This window comes from Microlunatus soli (assembly GCF_900105385.1).
In the GTDB taxonomy this organism is placed as follows: Bacteria; Actinomycetota; Actinomycetes; order Propionibacteriales; family Propionibacteriaceae; genus Microlunatus; species Microlunatus soli.
This window is the reverse complement of sequence record NZ_LT629772.1, coordinates 3951904-3975961: the sequence shown is the minus strand read 5'-3', so window position 1 is coordinate 3975961 and position 24058 is coordinate 3951904. Positions and strand designations below refer to the sequence as shown.

The 24058-nt window shown below is 67.5% G+C and carries 20 protein-coding genes; 11 read left to right on the top strand and 9 right to left on the bottom strand.

Features of this window, described 5'->3' with window-relative positions; genetic code table 11:
- Positions 1–12 precede the first annotated feature (12 nt).
- Positions 13–1224 carry an MFS transporter gene (locus tag BLU38_RS18200; protein ID WP_091526895.1) on the bottom strand — a complete coding sequence of 404 codons (1212 nt, stop codon included), beginning with the start codon at positions 1222–1224 and terminating at the stop codon, positions 13–15.
- On the opposite strand from BLU38_RS18200, the gene BLU38_RS18195 reads away from it, so the two are divergent.
- Complete coding sequence (locus tag BLU38_RS18195; RefSeq protein ID WP_091532721.1) at positions 1223–1825, top strand: CGNR zinc finger domain-containing protein; 603 nt, start codon at positions 1223–1225, stop codon at positions 1823–1825. The genes BLU38_RS18200 and BLU38_RS18195 overlap by 2 nt on opposite strands.
- A gap of 35 nt (positions 1826–1860) precedes the next feature.
- Here the strand turns inward: BLU38_RS18195 and BLU38_RS18190 are convergent, their stop codons facing one another.
- The 3 genes from BLU38_RS18190 to BLU38_RS18180 all read right to left on the bottom strand — a co-directional run bounded on the left by BLU38_RS18190 (position 1861) and on the right by BLU38_RS18180 (position 8542).
- Positions 1861–2523, bottom strand: a complete 663-nt coding sequence (locus tag BLU38_RS18190; RefSeq protein WP_091526894.1) for a class I SAM-dependent methyltransferase — start codon at positions 2521–2523, stop codon at positions 1861–1863.
- Between the two features lie 531 nt (positions 2524–3054).
- Positions 3055–5430, bottom strand: a complete 2376-nt coding sequence (locus tag BLU38_RS18185) for a M6 family metallopeptidase (protein ID WP_091526893.1) — start codon at positions 5428–5430, stop codon at positions 3055–3057.
- Positions 5431–5575: 145 nt separating this feature from the next.
- Positions 5576–8542 carry a helix-turn-helix transcriptional regulator gene (locus tag BLU38_RS18180; protein ID WP_197679767.1) on the bottom strand — a complete coding sequence of 989 codons (2967 nt, stop codon included), beginning with the start codon at positions 8540–8542 and terminating at the stop codon, positions 5576–5578.
- A gap of 365 nt (positions 8543–8907) precedes the next feature.
- Between BLU38_RS18180 and BLU38_RS18175 the strand changes: the two genes are divergently transcribed.
- A complete protein-coding gene (locus BLU38_RS18175; RefSeq protein WP_091526891.1) occupies positions 8908–10131 on the top strand; it encodes a S8 family peptidase in 1224 nt (407 codons plus the stop codon).
- A gap of 107 nt (positions 10132–10238) precedes the next feature.
- Here the strand turns inward: BLU38_RS18175 and rplL are convergent, their stop codons facing one another.
- On the bottom strand, positions 10239–10634 hold the full coding sequence (gene rplL, locus BLU38_RS18170) for a 50S ribosomal protein L7/L12 (RefSeq protein ID WP_091526890.1): 396 nt from the start codon (positions 10632–10634) through the stop codon (positions 10239–10241).
- 15 nt (positions 10635–10649) lie between these two features.
- Positions 10650–11294 carry a 50S ribosomal protein L10 gene (rplJ, locus tag BLU38_RS18165; protein WP_091532719.1) on the bottom strand — a complete coding sequence of 215 codons (645 nt, stop codon included), beginning with the start codon at positions 11292–11294 and terminating at the stop codon, positions 10650–10652.
- Positions 11295–12283: 989 nt separating this feature from the next.
- On the opposite strand from rplJ, the gene BLU38_RS31795 reads away from it, so the two are divergent.
- From BLU38_RS31795 to BLU38_RS18135, 6 genes are all read left to right on the top strand, one after another.
- Positions 12284–13165, top strand: coding sequence for a C40 family peptidase (locus tag BLU38_RS31795; protein WP_231919909.1), 882 nt, complete (start codon positions 12284–12286; stop codon positions 13163–13165).
- 178 nt (positions 13166–13343) lie between these two features.
- The gene (locus BLU38_RS18155; RefSeq protein WP_091532716.1) at positions 13344–13820 is read left to right on the top strand and encodes a GNAT family N-acetyltransferase; all 477 of its coding nucleotides are present in this window, start codon (positions 13344–13346) and stop codon (positions 13818–13820) included.
- A gap of 214 nt (positions 13821–14034) precedes the next feature.
- On the top strand, positions 14035–15714 hold the full coding sequence (locus tag BLU38_RS18150; protein ID WP_091526889.1) for a peptide ABC transporter substrate-binding protein: 1680 nt from the start codon (positions 14035–14037) through the stop codon (positions 15712–15714).
- A gap of 6 nt (positions 15715–15720) precedes the next feature.
- Positions 15721–16725, top strand: coding sequence for an ABC transporter permease (locus BLU38_RS18145; protein WP_091526888.1), 1005 nt, complete (start codon positions 15721–15723; stop codon positions 16723–16725).
- Between the two features lie 29 nt (positions 16726–16754).
- On the top strand, positions 16755–17693 hold the full coding sequence (locus tag BLU38_RS18140) for an ABC transporter permease (protein ID WP_197679766.1): 939 nt from the start codon (positions 16755–16757) through the stop codon (positions 17691–17693).
- A 2-nt stretch (positions 17694–17695) separates the two neighbouring features.
- Positions 17696–18703, top strand: coding sequence for an ABC transporter ATP-binding protein (locus tag BLU38_RS18135; protein ID WP_091526887.1), 1008 nt, complete (start codon positions 17696–17698; stop codon positions 18701–18703).
- 159 nt (positions 18704–18862) lie between these two features.
- Here the strand turns inward: BLU38_RS18135 and BLU38_RS18130 are convergent, their stop codons facing one another.
- Positions 18863–19267, bottom strand: a complete 405-nt coding sequence (locus BLU38_RS18130) for a hypothetical protein (protein WP_091526886.1) — start codon at positions 19265–19267, stop codon at positions 18863–18865.
- A gap of 157 nt (positions 19268–19424) precedes the next feature.
- Between BLU38_RS18130 and BLU38_RS18125 the strand changes: the two genes are divergently transcribed.
- Together BLU38_RS18125 and BLU38_RS18120 are read left to right on the top strand one after the other, a co-directional pair.
- The gene (locus BLU38_RS18125) at positions 19425–20624 is read left to right on the top strand and encodes a sensor histidine kinase (protein WP_091526885.1); all 1200 of its coding nucleotides are present in this window, start codon (positions 19425–19427) and stop codon (positions 20622–20624) included.
- Entirely contained in the window at positions 20621–21277 is a 657-nt protein-coding gene (locus BLU38_RS18120) for a response regulator (protein ID WP_091526884.1), read from the top strand. The genes BLU38_RS18125 and BLU38_RS18120 overlap by 4 nt, the downstream gene beginning before the upstream one ends.
- Positions 21278–21347: 70 nt before the next feature.
- Here BLU38_RS18120 and BLU38_RS18115 read toward each other — a convergent pair whose 3' ends face one another.
- Complete coding sequence (locus BLU38_RS18115; RefSeq protein ID WP_091526883.1) at positions 21348–22091, bottom strand: NAD(P)H-dependent oxidoreductase; 744 nt, start codon at positions 22089–22091, stop codon at positions 21348–21350.
- Positions 22092–22240: 149 nt separating this feature from the next.
- On the opposite strand from BLU38_RS18115, the gene BLU38_RS18110 reads away from it, so the two are divergent.
- Complete coding sequence (locus BLU38_RS18110; protein WP_231919908.1) at positions 22241–22573, top strand: winged helix-turn-helix transcriptional regulator; 333 nt, start codon at positions 22241–22243, stop codon at positions 22571–22573.
- Here BLU38_RS18110 and BLU38_RS18105 read toward each other — a convergent pair.
- Entirely contained in the window at positions 22547–23875 is a 1329-nt protein-coding gene (locus BLU38_RS18105; RefSeq protein ID WP_197679765.1) for a deoxyguanosinetriphosphate triphosphohydrolase family protein, read from the bottom strand. The genes BLU38_RS18110 and BLU38_RS18105 overlap by 27 nt on opposite strands.
- Positions 23876–24058 lie beyond the last annotated feature (183 nt).

Genomic DNA, 24058 nt, shown 5'->3' with positions numbered 1-24058 from the left:
AACCTCGGCAGGCTACTGCTCCCCGTCGAGCGACAGAACGCGACCCGGCACTCGCTGGACCCCGACCATCCGGGCGACCACCGGCAGCAGGGCGCTGAGCAGACAGCAGATGGCAGCACCGACCAGCCAGACCGATGCGGTTCCGGCGGCCAACAGCCGGGTGGCGATCAGCGGCCCGACCGTCTGCGCGATCCCCCAGCCGGTGCCGAACACGGCGAGGTAGCCGGCGCGGGAGGTGTCGTCGGCGAGGCCGGCAGCGACACTGTACGGCGGCCCGAGCAGGAATACCTGACCGAGCGCGACGATCGCCGCGCCGAGGAGAAGCAGCCCGAAGGTGCCGGCGGCCGCACACACGACGAAACCACCGGCGACGACCAGCAGACCCACCGCCATCAGGGTGAACGGCCTGCCGACCCCGAACCGCAACAACCGCCGGCCGCCGATCGTGACCAGGGCCGCGGCGGCGAGCAGCCAACCGGTCCGGGACGGGGCGAATCCGCGAGCCGCAACGGTCAACGGCAATGCAGTCACCCCGATCATCCAGGCCAGAGCGAAACCGGTGCAGACCAGCAGCATGATCAACAGCCGTCGGTCGCGCCACGGCCTCTGACGCGGACGCTCGGTGCGCAGCGGCACCGAACGCGGCGGGCACACCCAGGCCGACACCATGGCCGCCGAGACCAGGCAGCTGATGGCATCGGCGACGAAGAGCCAACGCAACCCGATCCCGCCGAGCAGCGCCGCCAGCGCACCTGCCGCGACTCCCGCGGCAGCCAGCGCCGCACCGAGCAGCCCGAACGCCTCCGGCCGCCGATCAGCAGGCACCAGATCGGCGAGCAGAGCCTGACTCGGCGGTTCGTAGATCTCGAAGAACAGCCCGAGGATCAACGAGCCGACGGCCGCGCCGCCGACGCCTCGCGACGCGGCGATGATCAACAAGCCGACCGCGCAACCGACGAGACCGATGATGATCGTGCCGCGTCGGCCGATCCGGTCGGCCAACGCCCCACCGATCAGCCGTGACGGAATGGTCGCCAGCCCGAACAACGCAACCACCAGGCCGGCCGTGTGCAGCGAGGCGCCGTAGCTGTCGACCAAGGTGACGGCAAGGAAGGACATCGCGAACGCACCGAGCTGGTTGACCGCCCGTGCCACCACCAGGACCAACAGCGGCCTGGGCCATCGGCCATGACCATGACTGGTGAATGGCAGTATGGCAGTCATGGACGCAACGGTAGAGCCGGCGACAGTGACTGGTCAAATACATTTCGACAGTCACGTGGTCGTCGTGACCGACGTCGCCTGCCGGTTGGTGAACGCGCTGACCGCCGGTTTCGACGGGATCACGCCGATCGATCCGATCGGCAACCCGGCCGTCGTCCGGGAGGTGCTGGAGCGCGACGACTACCACCCGCGGGTCACCGCCGTCGACGCGCGCCGGTTGTCCGAGCTGGCGCACCGGGTCCGTACCGTGTTCACCGCCACCGACTCCGGCAATCTGAGCCAAGCGGTAGCGACGGTGAACGATCTGCTGGAGGAGTTCGGGGCCCGGCCACGGCTGGACGCCGCCAGCGGTGGTGGCTGGACGTTGCACTTCCACTCCCGCGACCCGGGCCTGGTCGTCGGCTGGGGCGCCGGCATCGCGGCCGGCCTCGCGCTGGCGATCGGCTCCGATCTGGCCGGCCGCCTCGGGGTCTGTTCTGCCGACCCGTGCGATCGGGTCTACGTCGACGGCTCCCGCAACTCCAACAAACGGTTCTGTTCGACCCGTTGCCAGAACCGGGTCAAGGCCGCGGCGCACCGGGCCCGCCGGCCGATCGTCTGATCATCGACCTTCTTGATCATCAAGCTTCTTGATCATCAACGGGGACGGCGGGCCCGGAAGACCGCGACCGTTCCGACGATGTCGATCATGACCTCGGCGAAGTGCTGATCCAGGACTGCGCGGAGTCCGGCGACATTGTCGTCGGTGTTGTGGAAGATTCCGCGGTCGTTGTAGAGGTCCATCAGTCGACGTCCGAGCAGGTTGTGGTCCACGCCGCGACCGAGAATGGTGCTGCCGAACAGCACTCCGTCGGGAGTGAGCCGGGCAGCGAGATGTTCGACCGCCGCGCCCTTGTCCGACCAGGGCCCCGGCAGACAGTGCAGCAGATAGTTAGCCCCGATCGAGTCGAACGGACCGGCAGACTCCGGTAGTTCCTGCAGGACGTCAGCGATCAGGTGCCGCGGCTCGGGTGGTGCCAGCCGAGCCGACGCGTGCTCCAGGCTGTTGGGATTGAGGTCCATCAACGTCACCGTGCCATCGGCGGGCAGTTCGGCGTGCGCGAGATACCAGCCGGTGCCGGGACCGACGTCGAGATGCCGGCGACCGATCGACCCGTCGTACAACTCCGAGATCACCCGGCGCGGACAGCGCCAGACCAAGGTGTTGGAGAAGCGGACCACCCACAGGTCGTAGATCGCCAGCACCGCCCGGCTGTAGATCGCCGCGCCGCGTCGTACTTCCTCGTCCCTGCGATCCATCGGCCCACCCTGGCATATCCGGCGTCCCGTGGTCGGATCGCCCCACGTGGTACCAAATCGCCCCAAGATCAGCCAGTCCGCGGGGCAGATCGCCACGCGAGTTTCCAAATCGCCCAAGATTCGTCGGCTTCGGGGATCGATGGCCGCTCGTGCTGCGAAATGATCAGCAGCCCCGCCCCGGTGCCCGACGGCTGGTGCCCGGCGCCGAGCGATCGTCGACAACCGGACCACCGGACGAGGCAACGCTGAGCACGAGCTGTTCGGGGCGGGGGACGGTTCTGGGTGGGTCGGGCGTTTGCGATCATCCTGCGCCACCACCACCCCCGGTCGACCCGTCAGTCCCCGATCAAGATCAACGAACAGGCGCAGGATGATCGCGAGGGCGGGAACCGTCCCCCGCCCCGAACGGCGGACCGCGCAATACCCGAAGAAGCCGGAGCAGAACGCAACCCGCCGCAGAGGCGGGCGGAGCCCGCGTACCGGCGACGGGTTGCGTTCACGGTCCTTCGACAGGGTCAGGACCCTCGGAGGTCAGGAGCCGTTGATGGCGCGCCGGGTCGAGGTCGGGAGCTTCTTGGCGGCCAGCGGAGAACCGGTGGTCGCCACGGTGCTGCCGGCACCACCCGGTTGGGTGACACCGTTGACGACCAGCGAGTAATTCGCATACTTCGTGGCGGTCTCGGCCGGGTCGTCGGCGGTGACCAGGAAGCCGATCCGATCCGCCTTCTTGAACAGCTTCTTGGCCTGCTTGGCCGAGACGGCGGCGGTGCCGTCGTCGGCGACCGGGATCTCGGCGTAGCTGACCCGCTTGCCGTCCAGACTCCAGCCGACGGCCTGCAGGGTCCAGCCGTCGACCGGGATCGCGGAGATCTCGGTCGCCGACTTGGCGCCGTCCAGGGTGCTGCCGTCGGTGATCATGGTCCCACCGACCTTGACGTCGCGGATCCACCAGCCGCTCGGATCGTCGTTGTTGCCGTTGCTGGCGGCATCGGTCAGGTAACGGAAGGAGACCAGCACATCCTTGCCGGCGTAGGCCGACAGGTCGTAGCTCTGGTCGACATAGCCGTCGGACAGTCCGGTCAATCCGGGAAGTTGATCAACGATCCGTCCTTCGGCTGCCGGGTCATGATCACTGGTGGTGTCAGCGCTGGACACGGTCTGGTAGGTCTTGCCGCCATCGGTGGAGACCTGGACGACGCCGAAGTCCCAGGCCTTCTCGATGTTGTACTTGGTCGAGATGGTCAAGGTCGGATCGTCGGCGGGCACCGAGGCCTGATAGACCGCCGTGTTGTCCAACTCGTCACCGACACCGCCGTACAGCGCTGCGTCGTCCACGGTCCAGGCCAGCGGGTCCGGAGCGTAGCTGGCGGCGCCGGCGAAGTTGATCTTGCCGATGGTGTTGCCGTTCACCGGTCGACCGGCGATCCCCAGCACGTAGTCGGCGCCGTTGGTCGGCGCGCCGGGCGAATCGTAGGAACCGGTCCAGGACCAGTCGATCGCCGAGGTCAGTTCGTCGGCGGTGAACCGGGCCTTGGCGTCCTTCTTCAACCCTTTGGCGCCGTTGTCGATCAAGCGGTCGAGAGCCATCTGGGCCAGGAAGTCGTGCAGCACATCGGTCGCCTTCAGCCCCGGCGCATTGTCGTCCAGGTAGGTCTGCAAGGACTGCAGTCCCGGCTCCTTGCTCTTGTGCAGATAGCTGATCGCGTCGCGACCGAACTGGTTCTCGATGTAGGTGACGAACGCGTACGCCATCCCGTAGTCGGACAGGATCGAGGGCGAGCCCTGGTCCTCCCAACGGTTCAGCGAGTTCTCCGCGCCACAGTAGGGGAAGTCCGCCGAGCCGTAGAACCCTTGGTAGCAAGTGATGTGACTGTCCGCGCCGGTCTGCCCGTACGGGATGGTGGTGTCGACGTAGCCGACCAGGGTCTGGGCGTAGTCCGACAGCCCCTCGTTCAGCCAGGTGCTCTCCGCACCGTCCTGGTAGTACTCCAGCAGGTGCTGGTACTCATGGGCGAAGGTTCCCTCATAGCTGTACGGACGCGCCGCCTGCTTCGGCGAGCACAGCCCACCCGGTGTCTCGTCCGGCGGGTTTTCTCCGGTCCGGTGCAGCCAGTCGTAGGAGTCGATCGTCATCACGTTGCGATCGAACGCCTCGTTGAAGGTCGGCGAGAAGAAGCCGGCGATGTAGGTCGCACCGTCCGGGCTGGTCGGCTCGTAGTAGTTGGCGTCGCGGACGTTGCTGATCAATGCAACGGTCTTGTTGCCGTCCCCGACGAAGTAGTTCGGATCGCCGCCACCGATCACGTCCCAGAGCGGTCCGCCGAAACCGATGTCGGTCTGCTTGCTGCCGTCCCGGGCCGGTGCGGTGGAGAAGAACTCCGACTCCTTGGGCAGCATCGTGTTGTCGAACTCGTCGGCCAGATACTGCGCCTGCTCGTCGGTGACGACATTGCGGACGCCGTCGTTGCGGCAGTCGCCGGACGGGTAGTTGAGGTCGGTCTGCACCCAGACCTCGATGTTGTCGCCGAGCGCGGCGAGCTTGAACGAGGTGGCCGAATAGCCGGCGGTGTCGTCCAAGATCATCCAGTTCTTCTCACCACCGACCGGTACGCCACCGGTCCCGGTCTCGGCTGCCGCCGACGAACGACGCTGCGACCTGGCGGCCGGTGCATCCGCGGCGAACTTGCGCTGCTCGGCCTTGCTGAGCTTGACGTCGCGCTGCTTGCGCAGTTCCGGACCGATGTCCTTCACGTCGGAGGTCGGCCTGGTGGTCGCGGTTTTCCGCGGCAGCGGGTCGGCCGAGACCGTCGCCGCCGGGATCGCGGCCAGTCCGGTCGCCACCAGGGCGCCGGCGGCCGCAGCGGCGGCGAGTTTGCGGGTTGGAGGAGAGAAACGCAGCTTCGTCATCGATTCCCCTGATGCCAAGGTAAGGCAGCTGCCACGTGGGCGGTGCCAGGAGGCCGGGCCGACGGGCGGCCCGCAGCGCCGAACCAGACCGGCGATAGGCCCGGAGTCTTGCGGCACCGGACCCTGGTGTCAAGACTTCCTTGTGTCAACCCGCGCTGGGGATCAAGGAATCGTTGTCGCTGAGACTGACCTCGCTGCGGGAGCTGACGTTGAGCTTGCGGAGCACCCGGGCGACGTGTTGTTCGACGGTCCGCGGCGACAGGTAGAGCACGTCGGCGATCTCCCGGTTGGTGTGCCCGGTGGCAACCATCCGCGCCACCTCCCGTTCCCGCGGGGACAGCTCGTCGCCGTAGCCGCGGCGGCCGCGCCGCGACGGCGGGGTGACACGGTTGCTGCGCAGCGCCTGCCGGCAGCGGGCCGCGTCGCGGACCGCCCCCAGTTCGGCGAACCGGTCGGCCAACATCAGCAGACCGTGCGCCACCTCCTCGTCCCCGGCGGGAAGCTGGCAGCGGTAGATCGCCTCCTCGATCCGGGCCGCCATGTAGGGCTGATCCAGGTCGCGATAGGCCGCCCGGGCATCGGTGAACGCCGCCACCGCTTCGGTGTGCTGACCGCGGGCGACCGCGATGATGCCCCGGCAGGCGTGCAGGGCAGCGGCCGCCAGCGGGGCGTCCCGGCCGGCGATCCCGTCGGCGAGTTCGGCAACGAACGATTCGGCAGGTCCGACTTGGCCGCCGTTGACCAGGGCCCGGACGGCCATCGGCGCCAGGTCGCCGGACCAGGCCCAGATCGCCTTGCGGCGGATCCGTTCGATCCCCCGGTTCGCCTCGGCCCGGGCGGCGTCGACCGCACCGCGAGCCAGCAGCAGCCGGATCTTCGCTCCACCGGCCGCTGCCAGGATCGGGGCGGGAGCGTTGGCCGGGTCCGCCAACCCGGCGGCGTCCAGTTCGGTGGCCGCCGTGTCCCATTCACCGGCGGCCGAGGCGAGAAATCCCAGCACCAGATGGGCGTCGGCGGCGATCCCGGAGATGCCTTGGACGACGTCCAGGGTGTCCCTGGCCCGGTCGGCGAGCCCCTCCCATGCGCCGGCGTACCAGTCCAGCCGTAGCGACGTCCCCTCCACCAGTCCTTCGAAGAAGCTGGCCCCGCAGCGGGCGGCGAGCCGACGACCGATCTCCCGCAGTCGGCGGGCCTCGGCGTAGTGCCCGGTCACGGTCGCGGTGTCGGCGAAGTTGCAGCAGGCGCGAGCGATCTGCCGGGTGGTGCCGTCGGCCGCACCCGGTCCGGCCGCCTCGATCATCGCGTCGACCTGATGCCAGACGTCGGGATCGCCGGCAGACATCATCAAGGAGAGTCGGTTGGCCCGGACCGCGATCCGGACACCGGGGTCGGCTGCCCGGTCCGAGGACTCCTCGGCCAGCTCGATCCAGCGCTGGTAGACGTGATGCGGGTGATCGCCCCAGCTCGGCATCGCCAAGGCCGCCATCCCCCGGGCCGCCAGTTCGGGGCGGTCCCGCAGCTCCTCAACGGCCAACTCGGTGTCCACCCGGCCCTCGGAGTAGCGGCCCTGCTGGTTGCTCATCAGCAAGCCGAGATTGAGCCGGATCTCGCCGCGGACCCCGTCCGGCAGCTGTGCGTCGTTGACAATCGACCGGAGCAGCCCGCTGACCCGGGTCCGGGACAGTCCGACCACGGCGTCGCGGCTCAGCTCGACCGCGATCCGGGCCCGGTCGTCGCGGCCGAGCCGTCCGTCGGACAGCAACTCCTCCAACACCTCGACCGCCAGCGCGACGTCACCCATCTCCCGGGCCGCCGCGGCGGCGGCCTCGGCGTACTGCCGCCACAGCGCCGGCCGGCCGGCCATTCTGGCGTGGTGCGCCAGGTGCCGCAGCGGCTGGGGGTCGCGTCGTTGCAGCACGTCGACCACCTGGCCGTGCAGTCGACGCCGGTCCTGCCCGGGCAGGCTCTGGTAGACCGCCTGCTGGGCCAGCGCGTGCCGGAAGCCGTACCGGTCGTCCCATTCGTAGAGCACATGGGCGTCGAGCGCTTCGCCGATGGCGGCGGCCGGATCGGCTCCGGCGGCCCCGGCCCTCGCGGACGCTGCTGCACCGACCGATGGGGCCTGCATCACCGCCGCAATCACGTCCTCCTCCGACGGCGTCTGCAGCACCGACGCGGCGCGGACCGCGGCGACGGCGGCCGGCGAGAGCCTGCTCATCTGCTCCGCACTCGCCTCCTGCAGCAACGCCGGAACCGCCATCTCGGCAAGCGCGGCCAGCTCCGGGTCCTGCTCGGCGCCGGCAGCCGGTTCGGGCAGCGCACGGACCACCTCTTCGACCACGAACGGGATGCCGGCAGTCCGGCGATGCACCTCGGCAGCGAACTCACCCACGACCTCGCCGCCGCCACGGATCCCGGCGCACAGGCACCGCACCTCGTGCAGTCCCAGCGGATACAGCGGGATCAGCACCGCGGTCACGTCGGGACCGCTGCGGTAGGCGCTGCCCAACGGCAGTCCGGGGGCAGCCAGATCCTCTCGCCGATAGCTCAGCACGACCGACAGCTCCGGCGGCGGATCGGCGACCAGGAATCGGAGCAGGTCCCGGGTGCCGTCGTCGGACCAATGCAGGTCCTCGACCACCATCACCGTCGGCCCGACAGCCTCCAGCAGTGCTCGGACGGCCCGGAACAACCGGTGCCGGCTGGCGCGTGGGTCGTGCAACGGTTCGGGGGCCGGCGGCAGCATGGCGGCCAACTCGGGCAGATAGGGCCGTAGCGCCCCACAGACGGGATTCAGGGTGCGAGCCGGTTTGAGTGCAGAGCCCCGGGCATTCGACGGGTGACGGTCGATCAGTTCCGCCGGATCATCGCCGAGTTGTCGGAGCAGATCGAAAACCGGCCCGTACGGGAAGGGCTCGCGCAGCGGGTGACAACTGCCGAGCAGGATCACCCGGTCTCGTACCGCCGGGTTGCGAACGGCCTCATGGATCAGCCTGGTCTTGCCGATGCCGGCCTCACCCTCGACCAGCGCGACGGCCGGCGGATGCAGAACGGCGTCGATCAACGCGTCGAGCTCCCCGGTGCGCCCGACCAACACGGGCACTTCGGGCATACGCAACGCCGGCGACGACATCTCACCCAGACCTTTCCGGTGATTGACGCCACGCCCCGGGCCGTGACACGTCGTGGTCGGCATGCCCCGCCACCACGACGCTCGACTACGACAATATCTTCGCCGTGGTCCAGAACCGGGTCAAATCGGCCGGATCGGACCGGGCTGTGCCCCGGTGACGGGGCGGTAGATCTGGCACCAACAAAGCATTGCCGCGCAATAAACCCGTACAACTACGTACCGAAACACGGATTGTTTTCTGTCCCCACCGTCCTCCAAGCTGCTGGCACATCCCCCTAGTCGCGTGCTGTCACCGACGGCCGGAGCTGTCCGTCGGGCACCGCGACGATCAACGAGGAGCGCATATGTTCGCAAACCGCACCCTGAGACTGAAGGTGCTCTGCGCCGGTGCCGGCCTGGCCGCGATCGCGGCCGCGGGGCTGCCCGGCGTCGCCAACGCCAGTCCCGATGACACCGGCACCATCCGCAATGCCGGCGCCAGTGGCGCGATCGACAACAGCTACATCGTCGTGATGGACGGCGCGACGTCCCGGTCGACCGCCAACGCCCAGGGCGTGCACACCGAGGCCAGTGCCCTGGCCGAGGAGTACGGCGGCAAGGTCAAGCGCACCTACTCCGCCGCTCTGCGGGGATTCTCGGCCGACATGAGCGAGTCCGAGGCCAAGCGTCTGGCCGCTGACCCGAAGGTCAAGTACGTCAGCCAGAACGGTGTCGCCCACGCCAGCGAGACCTGGGGTCTGGACCGGATCGACCAGGCCGATCTGCCGCTGGACGACAGCTACACCGCGCCCAACGACGGGGCGAACGCGACCGCGTACATCGTCGACACCGGGGTCGACATGACTCATCCGGATTTCGAGGGCCGGGCCACCAGCGGCAAGGATTTCGTCGACGGTGACGACGACGCCTCCGACTGCCAGGGGCATGGCACCCATGTCGCGGGCACGGTCGGCAGCAAGACCTACGGCGTGGCCAAGAAGGTCAACCTGGTCGCGGTCCGCGTACTGGACTGCGAGGGCTCGGGATCGTACGAGAACATCATCGCCGGCATCGACTGGGTGACCCAGAACGCCGCGGATGCCGCGGTCGGCAACATGAGCCTCGGCGGTTCACAGAACGCCGCACTGGACGACGCGGTGGAGAAGTCCACTGCGGCCGGAGTCGCGTGGTCGGTGGCAGCCGGGAACGAGAGTTCCGACGCCTGCGGTAGCAGTCCGGCGGCGGCGCCGAGCGCGATGACGATGGCCGCGTCGGACAAGGAGGACAACCTCGCCGAGTTCTCCAACTTCGGTGACTGCGTGGACGCGATCGGTCCGGGCGTCGACATCACGTCGACGATGAACGGAGGCGGTACCGGCGAGATGAGCGGTACCTCGATGGCCTCACCACACGGAGCGGGCGCGCTCGCCGTCGAACGCAGCGGAAATCCGAGCGAGTCCGCCGAGGACGCGATCGCCAAGGTGACCTCGACCGCTTCGGCGGACAAGATCGCCGACCCGGCCGGTTCGCCGAACCTGTTGCTGAACGTCACCGGTCTCGGTGGCGGCAGCTCGGCGGATCAGAACTGATCGGGTTGACCTGATCGGGCTGAAGACGTAACGACAACAGCGCCGCGATCGGAACCGTACGGTCCGATCGCGGCGCTGTTTGTCGTGCTAGTGAGTCAGAGCTGACGTCACTTGACGGTGACGGTGGCGCCGGCGGCCTCGAGGGCCTCCTTGGCCTTGCCGGCAGCGTCCTTGTCGACCTTCTCCAGGACCGGCTTCGGTGCGCCCTCGACGAGGTCCTTGGCCTCCTTCAGGCCGAGGGAGGTCAGGGTGCGCACCTCCTTGATGACCTGGATCTTCTTGTCGCCGGCGGCCTCGAGGATCACGTCGACCTCGTCGGAGCCCGCGTCCTCGGCAGCGGCGTCGCCGCCACCCTGGGCCGGTGCACCCGCGGCGGCAACCGCGACCGGAGCGGCGGCGGTGACCTCGAAGGTCTCCTCGAACTTCTTCACGAACTCGCTGAGCTCGATCAGGGTCATCTCCTTGAAGTTGTCAAGGAGCTCTTCGGTGCTGAGCTTCGCCATGGTGGCGTTCCTTCCTTAGTTCTCTTCTGCAGCGTCGGCTGCTGGGGTGTCTTCCGCAGCAGGTGCTGCATCAGCTTGCGTTGCTTCTGGCGCCGAGTCGGCCTCCGCGGCGGGTGCCGAACCGGCACCGGCGATGACGGAGGGATCCTCCTGGGCCTTGGCCTCCAGGGCTGCCACGACACGGGCGGCCTGGGAGAGCGGCGCGTTGAACAGGCTTGCCGCGTTGGAGAGCGAGCCCTTGAGCGCACCCGCCATCTTGGCCAGCAGCGTCTCCCGGGACTCGAGATCGGCCAGCTTGTTCACCTCAGCGGCATCGATGGTCCTGCCATCGAGGACGCCGCCCTTGATCACCAGAAGCGGGTTGGCCTTGGCGAAGTCCCTCAGACCCTTGGCGACGGTGACCGGGTCACCGTCGATGAAGGCGATCGCGGTCGGACCGACGAGCTTGTCGTCGATGTCCTCGATGCCCGCTTCACGGGCAGCGATCTGGGTCAGGGTGTTCTTCGACACGGCGTAGCTGGCGTCCTCACCGAGCGAGCGGCGCAGATCGCGCAACTCGGCAACGCTGAGACCGCGGTACTCGGTCAGCACGGCGCCGTTGGAGCTGGTGAACTTGTTCTTCAGCTCTGCGACGGCGGCTGCCTTGTCCGGCCTCGCCATGGTGCTCCCTTCCACTTCTCTGCATTCCTCACCGAACAGCTGTCGATGAGAGTCTTCAGTCCGTTGGCTGACTACAGCGAGAAGAAGGAACGGGGTGGAGCCCGCACCGGGCCCCGAAACGAAAACGGCCCCGGTGCGCAGGGCCCGGGGCGACATGCTCACGGCCATCACCGTGCTCGGTGATGATCATGAAAAGGTCTTACCACGTACACCTGCGCGGGCCGCTCCGGAACGGAGCTCTTCGGATCTGCGATCGACCAGCGGTCTTCGGCACCGACAACTGTAGGCCAGCGCACCAAGCACGGCCAAATCGGCGGCACCGGCCCACGACTCGCCCGCCGTCGACGACAAGCCCCGTCCGGCAGCCCACTCCGTACACCGATCAACCGCGCCGCACATCCCGGCCACATCGCAGTACGTGTTTCCGTATAACCCCCGCACCGACGCCAACCCGGGACACATCGCAGTACGTGTTCCCATATCGTCCCGGACCAGCAGCCACCCCGGACACATCGCAACACGTGAGCGCAAATCGCCCCGGACCAGCAGCCACCCCGGACACATCGCAACACGTGAGCGCAAATCGCCCCGGACCAGCACTCGCTCCGGGACACATCGCAGTACGTGTTCCCATATCGCCCCGGGCCAGGTCCAGGGACCCGGACCTTGCTGGTTGCCGGACGCTCGAAGCTACGCCGGCGGACGACGACACACGCGGACGTGACCCGGCCGTGACCCAACGGTGAGGCAAGGGGTCGGAATGCGCACTGTTCGACAAGCCACGGATAAGCGCGGGGTCAATTTCTTGGGTTCAGCTCAACGAATACCTCGGAGCAGATCAGGAATAGAGGGGTTTCCCGGAGAGCGTTTGCTCCGATTATCTCGAAAAGATAACGTCCCCGATCGTGACCGTCGGCGTCGGGATGCCGGGTCACCATCGCGAAGGGTTTCTCGGGCCCCGCGGTGCGATCTACCGAGGGGAGCAATACATGAGCGCCACCGGCATGCGGCACACCCCGCGCCGAGCGAGCATCGGCGTCACCGCGCCGAAAACAGTCTTCGGAGCCTCGGCCAAGCCCCGCAGGGCATTGGCACCGCTGGCCCAGCAGTCGGCGAGGGGCCGGGTCGCCAAGGCCTCGGTCGGCCTGGCCACCGGCGCCGCACTCGTCGGCGGCATGATGATCGGCACCACCCAGCATGCTGCGGCCTCCGAGCTCAGCAACGCGCCGCGACTGTCCAAGGGCGACCAGAGCAACTCGGTGGAGCGACTGCAGAAGGAGCTCAACGCTCGCAAGGGCAAGAACCTGCCGACCACCGGCTACTTCGGCGACCAGACCGCCAAGCGGGTCAACAAGCTGAAGAGCAAGCACGGTCTGCGTACCGACGGGGTGGCCGGCCGCGCTGTCTGGAAGATCCTGCTGAACGACAAGAACCACGTCTCCGGCCCGTCGCTGTCGGGCAAGGTCAGCCACAAGTCCGCGCCGAAGAAGCGCGCGGTGAAGGCGTCCTACTCCAGCAACTCCAGCAAGGGCGCCAAGGCCGTGGCCTACGCCAAGGCCCAGCTCGGCGATCCGTACTCCTACGGCGCCAACGGACCGGGTTCGTTCGACTGCTCCGGCCTGACCCAGGCAGCCTGGCGGTCGGCCGGTGTCAGCCTGCCGCACAACACCAACGCCCAGTACTCCAAGGCCCGGCACATCTCGAAGTCGCAGCTGCGGCCCGGCGACCTGGTCTTCTTCTACAGCGGGATGAGCCACGTCGGCCTGTACGTCGGCAACGGCAAGGTCATCCACGCCCCGAAGCCGGGCAGCTCGGTGGAATACATCAAGATGTCCTACATGCCGTACGCGGGAGCAGCCCGCCCGGCCTGATCACCCCAGGACCACACCAAAGGGTCCTGAGCCTGTCGAAGGACCGTGCCCCAGCCACCGGGCTGGGTGCGGATCACCAGCCCTTCGACCGGCTCAGGGCCCTTTGTGCGTTACCTGCCCTTCGACAGGCTCAGGACTCTGCTGGTGCGCCGGCAGGGTGTTCTCGTACTGTGCTGCCATGCCGATCCGGGACGCGACCGAAAATGATCTTGAGCAGATCGTTCAGCTGATCAAGGAGCTGGCGAGCTATGAGAAGGCCGAGGACCAGGTCCGGGCCACGGTCGACGGATTGCGGTCGGCATTGTTCTGCGAGCACCCGAAGGTGTTCTGCCTGATCGCCCAGACCGATGACGGCGAGGTCGTCGGGCTCGCTCTGTACTTCTACAACTTCTCCACCTGGGAAGGCGTCCACGGCCTCTATCTCGAGGACCTGTTCGTCCGGCCCGCCTTCCGCGGCAGCGGCTTCGGCGGCGCTCTGTTGCGCCGACTGGCCCGGATCGCCTGCGACAACGGCTTCGCCCGGATGGAATGGGTGGTGCTGAACTGGAACGCCCCAGCCATCGCGGTCTACGACCGGATCGGCGGCAAACCGCTGGACGAATGGACCACCTACCGCCTCTCCGGCGACGAGCTGTCCACCTTCGCCGCCGGCTGACGCTCGCCAGGCTCAAACCCTTGGCGCGATATATCAAGGTTGGACACGTTCCCGCGGTGCTGGAACGTGCGCAACCTTGATATATCGCAGTTCGGTGAGGCCTAGGCAAGAATCTCCTGTTCGGGCTACGGTGACGTAACAAATCTGCGGGTCTTCGACGCGACGGCGCGACGCACTGCAGGATGAGTGGCGAGAACGATCCGGAAGAGGAGCCATGTCCCCACGCTTGACCTTCGGGCGCGCCGCAGCCGGCGCGGCCAAGAAGTTGATGGCGGTCGCCGCAGCCACCGCCCTGTTGACCGCCACTGCTTGCAGCTCCGGTGGCAGCGGTGACGACGGCGGTGACGCCAAGACCGTCCACCTGGCCCTCGCGCAGGATGTCGACACCCTGCTGCCGATGGACTCCAACGTCGGCGACAACATCGGGGTGCTCGATGTCGTCTACGACGGGCTGGTGCGCTACGACCCGAAGACGACCAAGCCGTACAACTATGTCGCCTCCGACATCACCAACAAGGGCAACAAGGTCTGGACGATCAAGATCAAGGATGGTCTGAAGTTCCAGAACGGTGAGCCGGTCGACGCCGAGGCGTTCATCCGGGCCTGGAACTACGCCGCCTACGGCCCGAACGCGATGGCCAACAACTACTTCTTCGAACGCATCGCCGGCTACGACGACATGCAGGGCGACTACGACGAGGACGAGGAGACCGGCAAGGTCACCGTCAACGAGGAGCCGAAGGCCAAGGAGCTGTCCGGGCTGAAGGCGGTCGATGATCACACCCTGCAGGTGACCTTGACCGGCCCGTTCGCCGGCTTCTCCACGATGCTCGGCTACACCGGCTTCTTCCCGATCGCCAAGGCCTGCCTGGACGACATCAAGGCCTGCGCGACCAAGCCGATCGGCAACGGCCCGTTCCAGGTCGAGAAGTGGGACCAGGGCACCAGCCTGACCGCCAACAAGTGGAAGGGCTACACGCTGAAGGAGACGCCGAACTTCGACAAGATCCAATGGACCGAGTACGGCGGAAACTCCGCCTGGCCGGACTTCCAGGCCGGTGACCTGGACACCGGTGCGCCGCCGCCGTCGGAGTGGGCGGCCGCCAACAACGATCCCGACCTGTCCTCCCGCAAGGTGGAGGGCCCCGGTGCGGCGCTGACCTACCTCGGCTTCCCGCTCTACCGCAAGGGTCCCTGGACCGACGTCGAGTTCCGCAAGGCGATCTCGATGGCGATCGACCGGAAGAAGATCATCGACGAGGTGCTGCCGGGACAGGCGACGCCGGCCACCAGCTGGGTTGCGCCGGACGCCGTACCGGGTGGCAAGGCCGGCACCTGCGAGTGGTGCTCGTACGACCCGGCCGCGGCCAAGGCGGCGTTGAAGAAGGCCGGCGGCTGGCCGAAGGGCAAGGTGCTGCCGATCTACCTGGGCAAGGACGACACCCAGGAGGAGTACTTCAAGGCGATCGGCGATCAGATCAGCCTCAACCTGGGCATCAAGTACAAGCTCGAGCCGAGCACCGACTTCTTCGATCAGCGCAGCGCCCGCAAGTTCAACGGCGCCTACCGCAACAACTGGTTCCCGGACTACCCGCTGAACGAGAACTACCTGGCACCGGTCTACGCCAGCGGCGATGCCAAGAACGGCAACACCAACTTCGGCTTCTACAGCAAGGCCTTCGAGGACAAGATCGCCGAGGGCGACAAGTCGGCCGATCTGGACAGTGCCGTGGTCAAGTACAGCGAGGCCGAGGCGATCCTGGCCCAGGAATTCCCGACCGTGCCGCTGAGCTTCTCCAAGAACGTCACGTTCTACAGTGACCGGGTGGACAACGTCGTACTCGATCCGTTCAGTGGCGCGACCAAGCTGCGGCTGCTGAAGTACGTCGGCTGACACGGGGTGGTCTCCTATGTCATCCGGCGGTTGCTGCTGGGCCTGGTCACGCTGTTCTGTGTGGTCTTCCTGCTGCACCTGCTGACCACACTGGCGATCCAGCTGAACGGCAACCCGGCGCTGGCGTTCTTCGGCGACCGGGTGCCGACGCCGTCTCAGCTGCAAGCGGTCAAGGAGCGGTACGGGCTCGGCGATCCCTGCTACAACCAGCCCGGCAATCCCTGCCTGGGACCGTTCGTCGACCGGTTGGGTGAGTACGCCCGCGGCGACTTCGGCACCGATCACCGCGACCGGGAGGTCGTCGATCTGGTCACCAAGGCCGCACCGAACACGCTGCGGCTGTTCGTGATCGTGACGATCACCTGGCTGATCGCCGGGATGTTCCTCGGGTCGGTGGCTGCCCGCTTCCGCGGTCGGCCGATCGATCACTCGATCCGACTGACCTCGATCCTGATCGACGCCTTCCCGGTGTTCGTGATGTTGGTCGTCTACCGCTTCATCTTCACCGTCCCGCTGAGCACCTGGGCGCGGCGCACCTTCGGCTCGGACTCGCTGGCCGCGCTGCTGTTCAAGCCGTCGTTCAGCACCAGCCATCCGTGGGCGACCTTGATCATCCCGGGCATCCTGCTCGGGCTGACCGGTTGCGCCCCGTTCCTGCGACTCGTGCGCGCGGCACAGTTGGAGAACTACAACGCCGATCACGTCCGGACCGCCCGATCGAAAGGCCTGTCGAACGGTCACGTGACGGTCTTCCACATCGTTCGCAACTCCTCGATCCCGGTGGTCACCGCGGTCGGATTCGTGTTCGCCGACGCACTCGCCGGTGCGGTGATCACCGAGGGCGTGATGAACATCTACGGGATGGGCGGCCTGCTCTGGAAGGCGGTCCAGGACAGCGATGTGGCGGTCGTGATCGGGGTGGTGACCATCCTGTCCATGGTGACGATCGGCGTAATGCTGCTGGTCGATCTCGCCTATGCCGTGCTCGATCCCCGGATTCGCTATGACTAGGGCATCCGGTTCGGCCGAGAGGAGGAACCATGAGTGAAGCCGCACGCGCCACGACCGTCGAGGTCGACGTCGAGGGCAACCTGTCCGAAGATCACGGCATGTGGGGCGGCGTCGCCCGTCAGATGCTGCGCCGACCGGCGGTGCTGATCGCCCTGGTGATCGCCGTGTTCTTCATCTTCGTCGCGGCCTTCCCCGGAGTCTTCACCTCGGTCGACCCGCAGCACTGCAACATCGCCGAGTCCAAGATCAAACCGCGCGGGCTGGGCCACGCCCATCCGTTCGGCACCGATCTGCACGGCTGCGACGTGCTGTCCCAACTGGTGCACGGAGCGCGACCGTCACTGCTGCTGGCCTTCACCGTGGTCGGCGCGTCCTTGATCATCGGCGTCCTGCTCGGCACCCTGGCCGGCTTCTATCTCGGCTGGGTCGACGCGGCGGTGTCGCGAGTGCTGGAGATCTTCCTGGTGATCCCGCTGTTGCTGGCGGCGTTGCTGCTGCTCTCGCTGTTCCGCAACGTCGATGTCGGCGACGGCCAGCTCGCCACCATCATCCAACCGATGATCGTGCTGACCTCGTTCGGGTGGATGGGCTACACCCGCTATGTCCGGGCGGCGGTGTTGGAGGCCAAGAACCTGGACTACGTCCGGGCCGCCCGCGGGCTCGGCGCCACCGACGTCCGACTGATGTTCAGCCACATCCTGCCGAACGCCATCGCGCCGGTGACCGCGCTGGTGCCGACCGCGATCGCCGGGGTGATCTCGACCGAGGCGGTGCTGGCCTTCCTCGGCATCGGCGTCCGGCCCCCGGCGATCAGTTGGGGCATCATGATCTCCAGCGGTGCCGCCTGGTTCACCGGCGGCTTCCCCCATCTGCTGCTGTTCCCGCTGGGCTGCCTGTTGGCCACCGTGCTGGCCTTCGTGGTGATCGGTGACAACCTGCGCGACGCGCTCGATCCGAAGCTGAAGTGATCATGACCGCAACCGATACCGAATCCCGTACGCCGGCGCCGACCGCCCCGCTGCTGGAGGTCGACGACCTGCAGGTCGAGTTCCGCGTCGGCCAAGGTGTCGTGTCGGCGGTGAACGGCGTCTCCTTCACCCTCGAGCCGGGCCGGACACTGGCCGTGGTCGGCGAGTCCGGCAGCGGCAAGAGTGTCACCGCCCAGGCGATCATGCGGCTGCTGCAGACGCCGCCGGCCCGGATCACCGGCGGCCGGATCCTCTTTCAGGGCAAGGATCTGCTGGCCCTGCCGGAGACCGAGCACCGCGCAGTCTGCGGCGAGCACATCGCGATCGTGTTCCAGGACGCACTGGCCGCGCTGAACCCGGTCTACACCGTCGGCTTCCAGCTGACCGAGGCACTGCGGGCCCGTCGACATCTCCCCCGGTCCGCGGCGAAGAAGCGGGCGATCGAGCTGCTCGAACTGGTCCAGGTTCCGAATCCGAAGCAGCGCGTGAAGGAATACCCGCACCAGTTCTCCGGCGGTATGCGGCAGCGGGTGATGATCGCCCTTGCGCTGGCTCTGGAGCCGGAGGTGTTGATCGCCGACGAGCCGACCACCGCGCTCGACGTCACCGTGCAGGCTCAGATCATGCGGCTGCTCGGCGAGATCCAGCGGGAACGCCAGATGGGAATGATCCTGATCACCCACGACCTCGGCGTGGTCGCCGAGGTCGCCGACCAGGTCAACGTGATGTACGCCGGCCGGGTGGTCGAGACCGCGACGGTCGACGACATCTTCGCTCGGCCCGGACATCCCTACACCCAGGCCCTGCTGCGTTCGATCCCCCGGCTGGACCGCAAGGGCCAGCAGCTGGACGCGATCAGCGGCCGGCCACCGGAGCTGAACCGGATCCCAGCCGGCTGCCCCTTCCATCCGCGCTGCGAGCGCGCCGAGGACATCTGCCGGACCGATCCGGCGCCGCAGCTGCGTGAGCTGGCCGGCGGCCGCACGGCGGCCTGTCATTTCGCCGAATGATCTAGTGTGGCGCGTCATAAATTCGTTGGCCATTCGACGCCTGAAGCGGCGATCTGCTGCGTTGTCGTCGGATTACATGCCTCGGCATGCGCACCTCCTCCGCCTTGCAGCTCACCACTTCAGCCGCCGACTGCCTCCACGAATTCATGACGCGCGCCACTAGTCGGATCGCACGCGTCGGACCTGCCGCAGCCCGAGCGCGATCGCGCCCGCCAGCAGTCCCCAGATCGCGTTGATCGCCAGCGCGGGCAGCAGCCGTACCGGGTTGGCCAACGGGCCGTCCAGGTGACCGAGCAGGATCGGCGACAGGATGGCGCTGAGAATGCTCGACAGCACGCCGTACGCCAACCCGGTGAACAGCAGGGTGAGCACCGGCTCAGCAACCCGGGACAGGCCGACGACCGCGATCCAGACGATCGAGATGCCGATCGTGATCACGATCGACGAGGCCGCGTGGTGGGTGAGATTCGCCTGGTCCTCGACAATGCGGACCAACGGTCGGACGAGTGCCAAACCACCGAGAGCGGTGATCAGGAACCAGTTCAGAGTAGTGATCTTCTTCATGCCTTCGACGGTAGGTTTCCGTTCTGGCACAGCCATCCGTCCCCGGTCTCGGCGTCGGTCGCGATCCGCTGCACGGGATGTCGTCAGGAATCGACCGTCGGGTCTCCCGTAGTCGACTCCGGGGTCCGGCGCCGACCATGCTTCTAGACTGCTTGCCATGGCAGCACAGCGGCGACGGCGCACTGCAGTCTCCGGTGCCGTGCGTCCCGGCTCCGAACGGGATGTGCCGGCCTGGGTGCTGGACGCCCTGGTCGCCGTCACCGTGGCGTGCGCCATCGCGCTGATCATCGCCGCCGGCCAGGGTGGCAACCGGCCACCGGATGGCTGGGCCTACGTCTTCGCCGCCGGCTTCGGGGTGCTGATCCTGTTCCGACGCCGGTTCCCTCGGACGATGTTGATCATGACAGTGCTCGGCGTCTTCGGTTACTACACCCTGGACTATCCGCCGATCGGTGTTGCCGTTCCCGTCGTCGCCGCACTGTTCGCCGCAGCCGACGCGGGCCTGGTCGGCTGGGCCATCGGTGCCGGTGCGGTGGACTTCGCGGTTTCGATGTTCTTCCGACTCCACAACGGAGCGTCGATCGGCATGCTGATCGGCTACGAGACCGTTTCCAACCTCGCTCTGATCGCGATGGCGATCGCGCTCGGCAGCACGATGCGACTTCGTCGGCGGCAGGCGGCCCAGCAGCAGGTGATCAATCAACTGACCGCCGATCAGGCCGACGCCCGGGCGCGGATCCGGATCCAGACCGATCGCGAGCGACTGTCCCGCGATCTGCACGACACCGTCGGACACACCATGTCGGTGATCTCGCTGCATGCCGGCGTGGCCGCCGAATCCGTCGGGGTCGACGACGGTGCAGCCGCCGCGGCGATCAGCCAGATCCGTGATGCCAGCAGTCATACACTCTCCGAGGTCCGGACGATGGTGCGACTACTGCGCTCCGACGCCGCGGAGCCGAGCACGATGTCGCTACGACAGCTGGACGAGCTGGTCGCACCGGTGCTCGCGTCCGGCGTCGAGGTCGACACCATGATCACGATCGAACCGTCGCAGCTGCGCCGCGAGGTCGACGTCGCGGGCTACCGGATCATCCAGGAGGGACTCACCAACATCGTCCGGCATGCCGGCGCCCGGCACGCGGCGATCACGGTCGAGACCGACGCCGGCAACCTGTCGATCATGATCGCCGATGACGGGACCGGCCCGGTGGACGGCCCGGAGCGTGCACCGGGTCAGGGCCTGGTCGGGATGCGTGAGCGGGTCCGTGCGCTCGGTGGGGTGCTACGTGCCGGGCCGGGAGATCGGGGTGGTTTCACCGTCCGAGCAACGATCCCGCTGGAGGGAGGTTCATGATCACCACAGTCCTCGTCGACGACCAGGAGGTGGTCCGAGCCGGACTGCGGGCACTGGCGACCCGCGACGGCGACATCGAGGTGGTCGCCGAGGCCGCCGACGGTCGCTCCGGGGTGGCGACCGTGATCGAGCATCGTCCGGATCTGGTGTTGATGGACATCCGGATGCCGATCATGGACGGCCTGGAGGCGACCCGGGAGATCGTGGCCGATCGACGAGCCGGCGACACCAAGGTCGTCATCCTGACGACCTTCGACGAGGACGAGAACGTCTTCGCCGCGATCCGGGCCGGGGCCGCAGGCTATCTGCTGAAGGACGTCAGCCCCGATCAGCTCCGGTCGGCGATCCGCACGGTCGCCGCCGGCGACGCCCTGCTGTCACCGTCGGTGACCAGGACCGTGATGGACACGGTCGCCCGGGCCGCCGCACCGCGGACGGAGTTGATCACCGGACTCAGCCCGCGGGATCGCGAGATCCTCACCCACGTCGGGCTGGGACTGACCAACGCCGAGATCGGGACCGCCCTGCAGATCAGTCCGGCCACCGCTCGGACCTACGTCAGCCGGTTGCTCCGCCAGCTCGGGGCGAGGGACCGATCAGGGTTGGTGATCATCGCCTACGAGTCGGGCCTGGTCGTCCCCGGTGGCTCGTGACCTGTCGACGGGGACGGCCCGGTTCAGCGGCGAGCCGATCCTGTCGGTCCGCAGCAACGCCCCGCTGTCGTCATCGCAGGCAGGGCTCCGGCACCCGAACGTCGCGATGGGCGGCGATCCCCTGCTCGCCGGGCGCGATGTGATCATGCAACTGCACGGCATGATCATAATGATCATCGTCCAATGGAAGATAGCCGATCGGTACCTCGGACTGCACACCGGCGAGCCGATCGACCAGCCGATCCCGCAACGCGGTGAACTGCCCGACATCAAGATCACGAGCCTTGGTGATCAACTCCGGATGCAGCGGCAGCATCCCGGTGTACCAGAAGGTGCCGTGCAGCAGGGGCCAGAGCACGTCCTCGATCGAGCCGCTGATCCCGCGCGGCTGCAAGGAGCCGGGGCGGTCTCCCGCGGTGACCACCGCCAGTGCCCGTTTGCCGGTCAGCAGTCCATCGCCGTACTTGCGTACCCGGCCGGTCTGCGGGTCGACGACGTCGTAACCGAAGCCGGACTCGAAGACGCGATCGATCCAACCCTTCAGGATCGCCGGCTGCCCGTACCACCAGAGCGGGAACTGCAGCACGACCAGATCGGCGACGAGCAGCTTGGCCTGCTCGGCCGCGACATCGGCACCACCCGGACGGACCAGCGTCGGCTCCCAGCCCATCGCGTACAGGTCTGATTCGGTCACCTGCCACCCCTGCGACCGCAGCGCGGCGACACCGGCGTCACGGAGAGCGGCGTTGAGGGAGTCCCGCTCGGGATGGGCGAGCACCCAGAGTGCGTGGCCGGCGGATGTGCTTGTGTTCATGAGTCCACTGTGGGTTCAATAGACCGATGGCACAAGTACGCACAATCTCGTCACCTAGTACCCCTTCGGATACTAATGGAGTCGACGAACCCGCAACACCGCTGACCCGAGCGCCGGTGGCCCGGGCGATCGAGGTGTGCCCGGTCGAGGTGGCGATCGCGGTTCTCGGCGGTGCCTGGAAGATGACCGCGGTGAAGCAGCTGATCGAACGCACCCACCGGTTCGGCGAGCTGCGCCGAGCCGTCGGCCCGGTCACGCCACGGGTGCTGACCCGACAGCTGCGCGAGCTGGAGACCGACGGGATCGTCACCCGGACGGTGTACGCCGAGGTGCCACCCCGGGTGGAGTATTCGCTGACCGAACGCGGCCGCACCCTGGAGCCGATCGTCGCCGCGTTGGACGCCTGGGGTGCCGACTATCTCGACGCCGACGGTATGACCGGTCGGGCGTCGGGATCAGATCCAGGTGCCGTCGGCGAGTGAGCCGAGTCCGGCCCCGGACATCCGGCGATGCAGCGCGATCGCCTGATCCTCGGTCAGCGACGCGACGTGGTCGGCGGCGGCCCGCATCGGGTCACCGTGCAGATCCAGTTCCTCGCGACGCGCGATCGGCAGCAGGTGCGGCGCCTCGTAGGTCCAGCGCAGCAGCTCGGAGATGATCCGCCGGGTGCCGTGCTGCTGGGTGGCCAGCGCCGGCCGGTCGATCACGTAACACCAGACCAGCTCCTTGAGCAGGTCGCAGGCGGCGCGGCGCTCGGCAGGCACGATCAGCCGTGCCTGGTAACGGATCGGGGCCGACCCGGTGATCTCCAGCCGGAGGTCGCGGGTGAAGTAGTCGATCAGTTCGGCGGTCCGGGCGTTGACGGCGATCTCGTCCTCGTGCCGTCCGGTGTAGGCCGACGGCAGCCCGGGCTTGACCAGCGCCCGCCCGACCTCGGCCAGCAGCTGCCGAAGTTGATCATGGTCGGCATCGATGCCGGCGGCCCGGCGTTTGTCGGCGACGTAGGTCAGGAACCGGTCGGTCTCCAGCTCGGTCTGCGGCCCGCCCTCCCCCGGCTCCGGCAGCAGGGCCGGCAGCGGGATCAATCCGGCGCGGTAGAAGTCCTCGACGTCGTGGCAGGCATAGGTCACGTCGTCGGCCCAGTCCATCACCTGTTCCTCGACCGGTGTCAGCTCGTCCTCCCGGCCGGCCCGGATCCAGTCGAACGTCGGCCGGTCCACGGCGTAGACGCCCCATTTGGCGAAGTGGTAGCTGTTCACCGCCCACGGCGTCCGCTGCCACGGATACTTGATCGCGGCATCGAGGCTGGCCCGGGACAGGTGCAACCCGCGATGGCCGGAATACTTGTGGGAGGCCAGGTCGGTGATGATCCGCAACGTCTGGGCGTTGCCCTCGAAGCTGTCCAGATCGCCGGCCCGCAACTCGTCCATCGTCTCCCGCAGCGCGGTCTCGCCGGCATGCCCGAACGGTGGATGTCCGATGTCGTGCGCCATGCAGGCGGCTTCCACCAGGGCCGGGTTGGGGCCGCCGTATTGTCGCTCCAGCCGTTCGGTCATCCGGCGACCGAGCTGGGCGACCTTCATCGAGTGGGTCAGCCGGGTGTGGTACGCGCCGAGTTCGCCGCTGGCGACCACCTGGCTCTTGCCGGCCAGTGACCTCCACTCGGTCGAATACATGATCCGGTCGACGTCGTGCTCGAACCCGGTCCGCTGACCGGCATCGGCCACCCGACGCCGGAGCGAATGCTGCTCGAGATCCTGGTCGGAGTAGTGCGCCGCCCTCATTCGGAGAAGACTAGTGTCCTGCGCCCGAGATCCGGTGCATAAGTCGGGCGTCTGAAGTAGTGAGCTGCAAGGCGGCAGAGGTGCGCTTACCGGGCGTATGTAAGCCGATGCCAACGCTGCAGATTGCTGCTTCAGGCGTTCGAATTGTGTGCCGGATGTCGGGCGCAGGACACTAATCGTGCA

What these genes read in the sequence shown, in the direction of transcription:
- BLU38_RS18195 (WP_091532721.1), top strand. Translation starts at nt 1,223, where the DNA reads ATGGACGCAACGGTAGAGCCGGCGACAGTGACTGGTCAAATACATTTC.
- BLU38_RS18200 (WP_091526895.1), bottom strand. Translation starts at nt 1,224, where the DNA reads ATGACTGCCATACTGCCATTCACCAGTCATGGTCATGGCCGATGGCCC.
- BLU38_RS18190 (WP_091526894.1), bottom strand. Translation starts at nt 2,523, where the DNA reads ATGGATCGCAGGGACGAGGAAGTACGACGCGGCGCGGCGATCTACAGC.
- BLU38_RS18185 (WP_091526893.1), bottom strand. Translation starts at nt 5,430, where the DNA reads ATGACGAAGCTGCGTTTCTCTCCTCCAACCCGCAAACTCGCCGCCGCT.
- BLU38_RS18180 (WP_197679767.1), bottom strand. Translation starts at nt 8,542, where the DNA reads ATGCCCGAAGTGCCCGTGTTGGTCGGGCGCACCGGGGAGCTCGACGCG.
- BLU38_RS18175 (WP_091526891.1), top strand. Translation starts at nt 8,908, where the DNA reads ATGTTCGCAAACCGCACCCTGAGACTGAAGGTGCTCTGCGCCGGTGCC.
- rplL (WP_091526890.1), bottom strand. Translation starts at nt 10,634, where the DNA reads ATGGCGAAGCTCAGCACCGAAGAGCTCCTTGACAACTTCAAGGAGATG.
- rplJ (WP_091532719.1), bottom strand. Translation starts at nt 11,294, where the DNA reads ATGGCGAGGCCGGACAAGGCAGCCGCCGTCGCAGAGCTGAAGAACAAG.
- BLU38_RS31795 (WP_231919909.1), top strand. Translation starts at nt 12,284, where the DNA reads ATGAGCGCCACCGGCATGCGGCACACCCCGCGCCGAGCGAGCATCGGC.
- BLU38_RS18155 (WP_091532716.1), top strand. Translation starts at nt 13,344, where the DNA reads ATGCCGATCCGGGACGCGACCGAAAATGATCTTGAGCAGATCGTTCAG.
- BLU38_RS18150 (WP_091526889.1), top strand. Translation starts at nt 14,035, where the DNA reads ATGTCCCCACGCTTGACCTTCGGGCGCGCCGCAGCCGGCGCGGCCAAG.
- BLU38_RS18140 (WP_197679766.1), top strand. Translation starts at nt 16,755, where the DNA reads ATGAGTGAAGCCGCACGCGCCACGACCGTCGAGGTCGACGTCGAGGGC.
- BLU38_RS18135 (WP_091526887.1), top strand. Translation starts at nt 17,696, where the DNA reads ATGACCGCAACCGATACCGAATCCCGTACGCCGGCGCCGACCGCCCCG.
- BLU38_RS18130 (WP_091526886.1), bottom strand. Translation starts at nt 19,267, where the DNA reads ATGAAGAAGATCACTACTCTGAACTGGTTCCTGATCACCGCTCTCGGT.
- BLU38_RS18125 (WP_091526885.1), top strand. Translation starts at nt 19,425, where the DNA reads ATGGCAGCACAGCGGCGACGGCGCACTGCAGTCTCCGGTGCCGTGCGT.
- BLU38_RS18120 (WP_091526884.1), top strand. Translation starts at nt 20,621, where the DNA reads ATGATCACCACAGTCCTCGTCGACGACCAGGAGGTGGTCCGAGCCGGA.
- BLU38_RS18115 (WP_091526883.1), bottom strand. Translation starts at nt 22,091, where the DNA reads ATGAACACAAGCACATCCGCCGGCCACGCACTCTGGGTGCTCGCCCAT.
- BLU38_RS18105 (WP_197679765.1), bottom strand. Translation starts at nt 23,875, where the DNA reads ATGAGGGCGGCGCACTACTCCGACCAGGATCTCGAGCAGCATTCGCTC.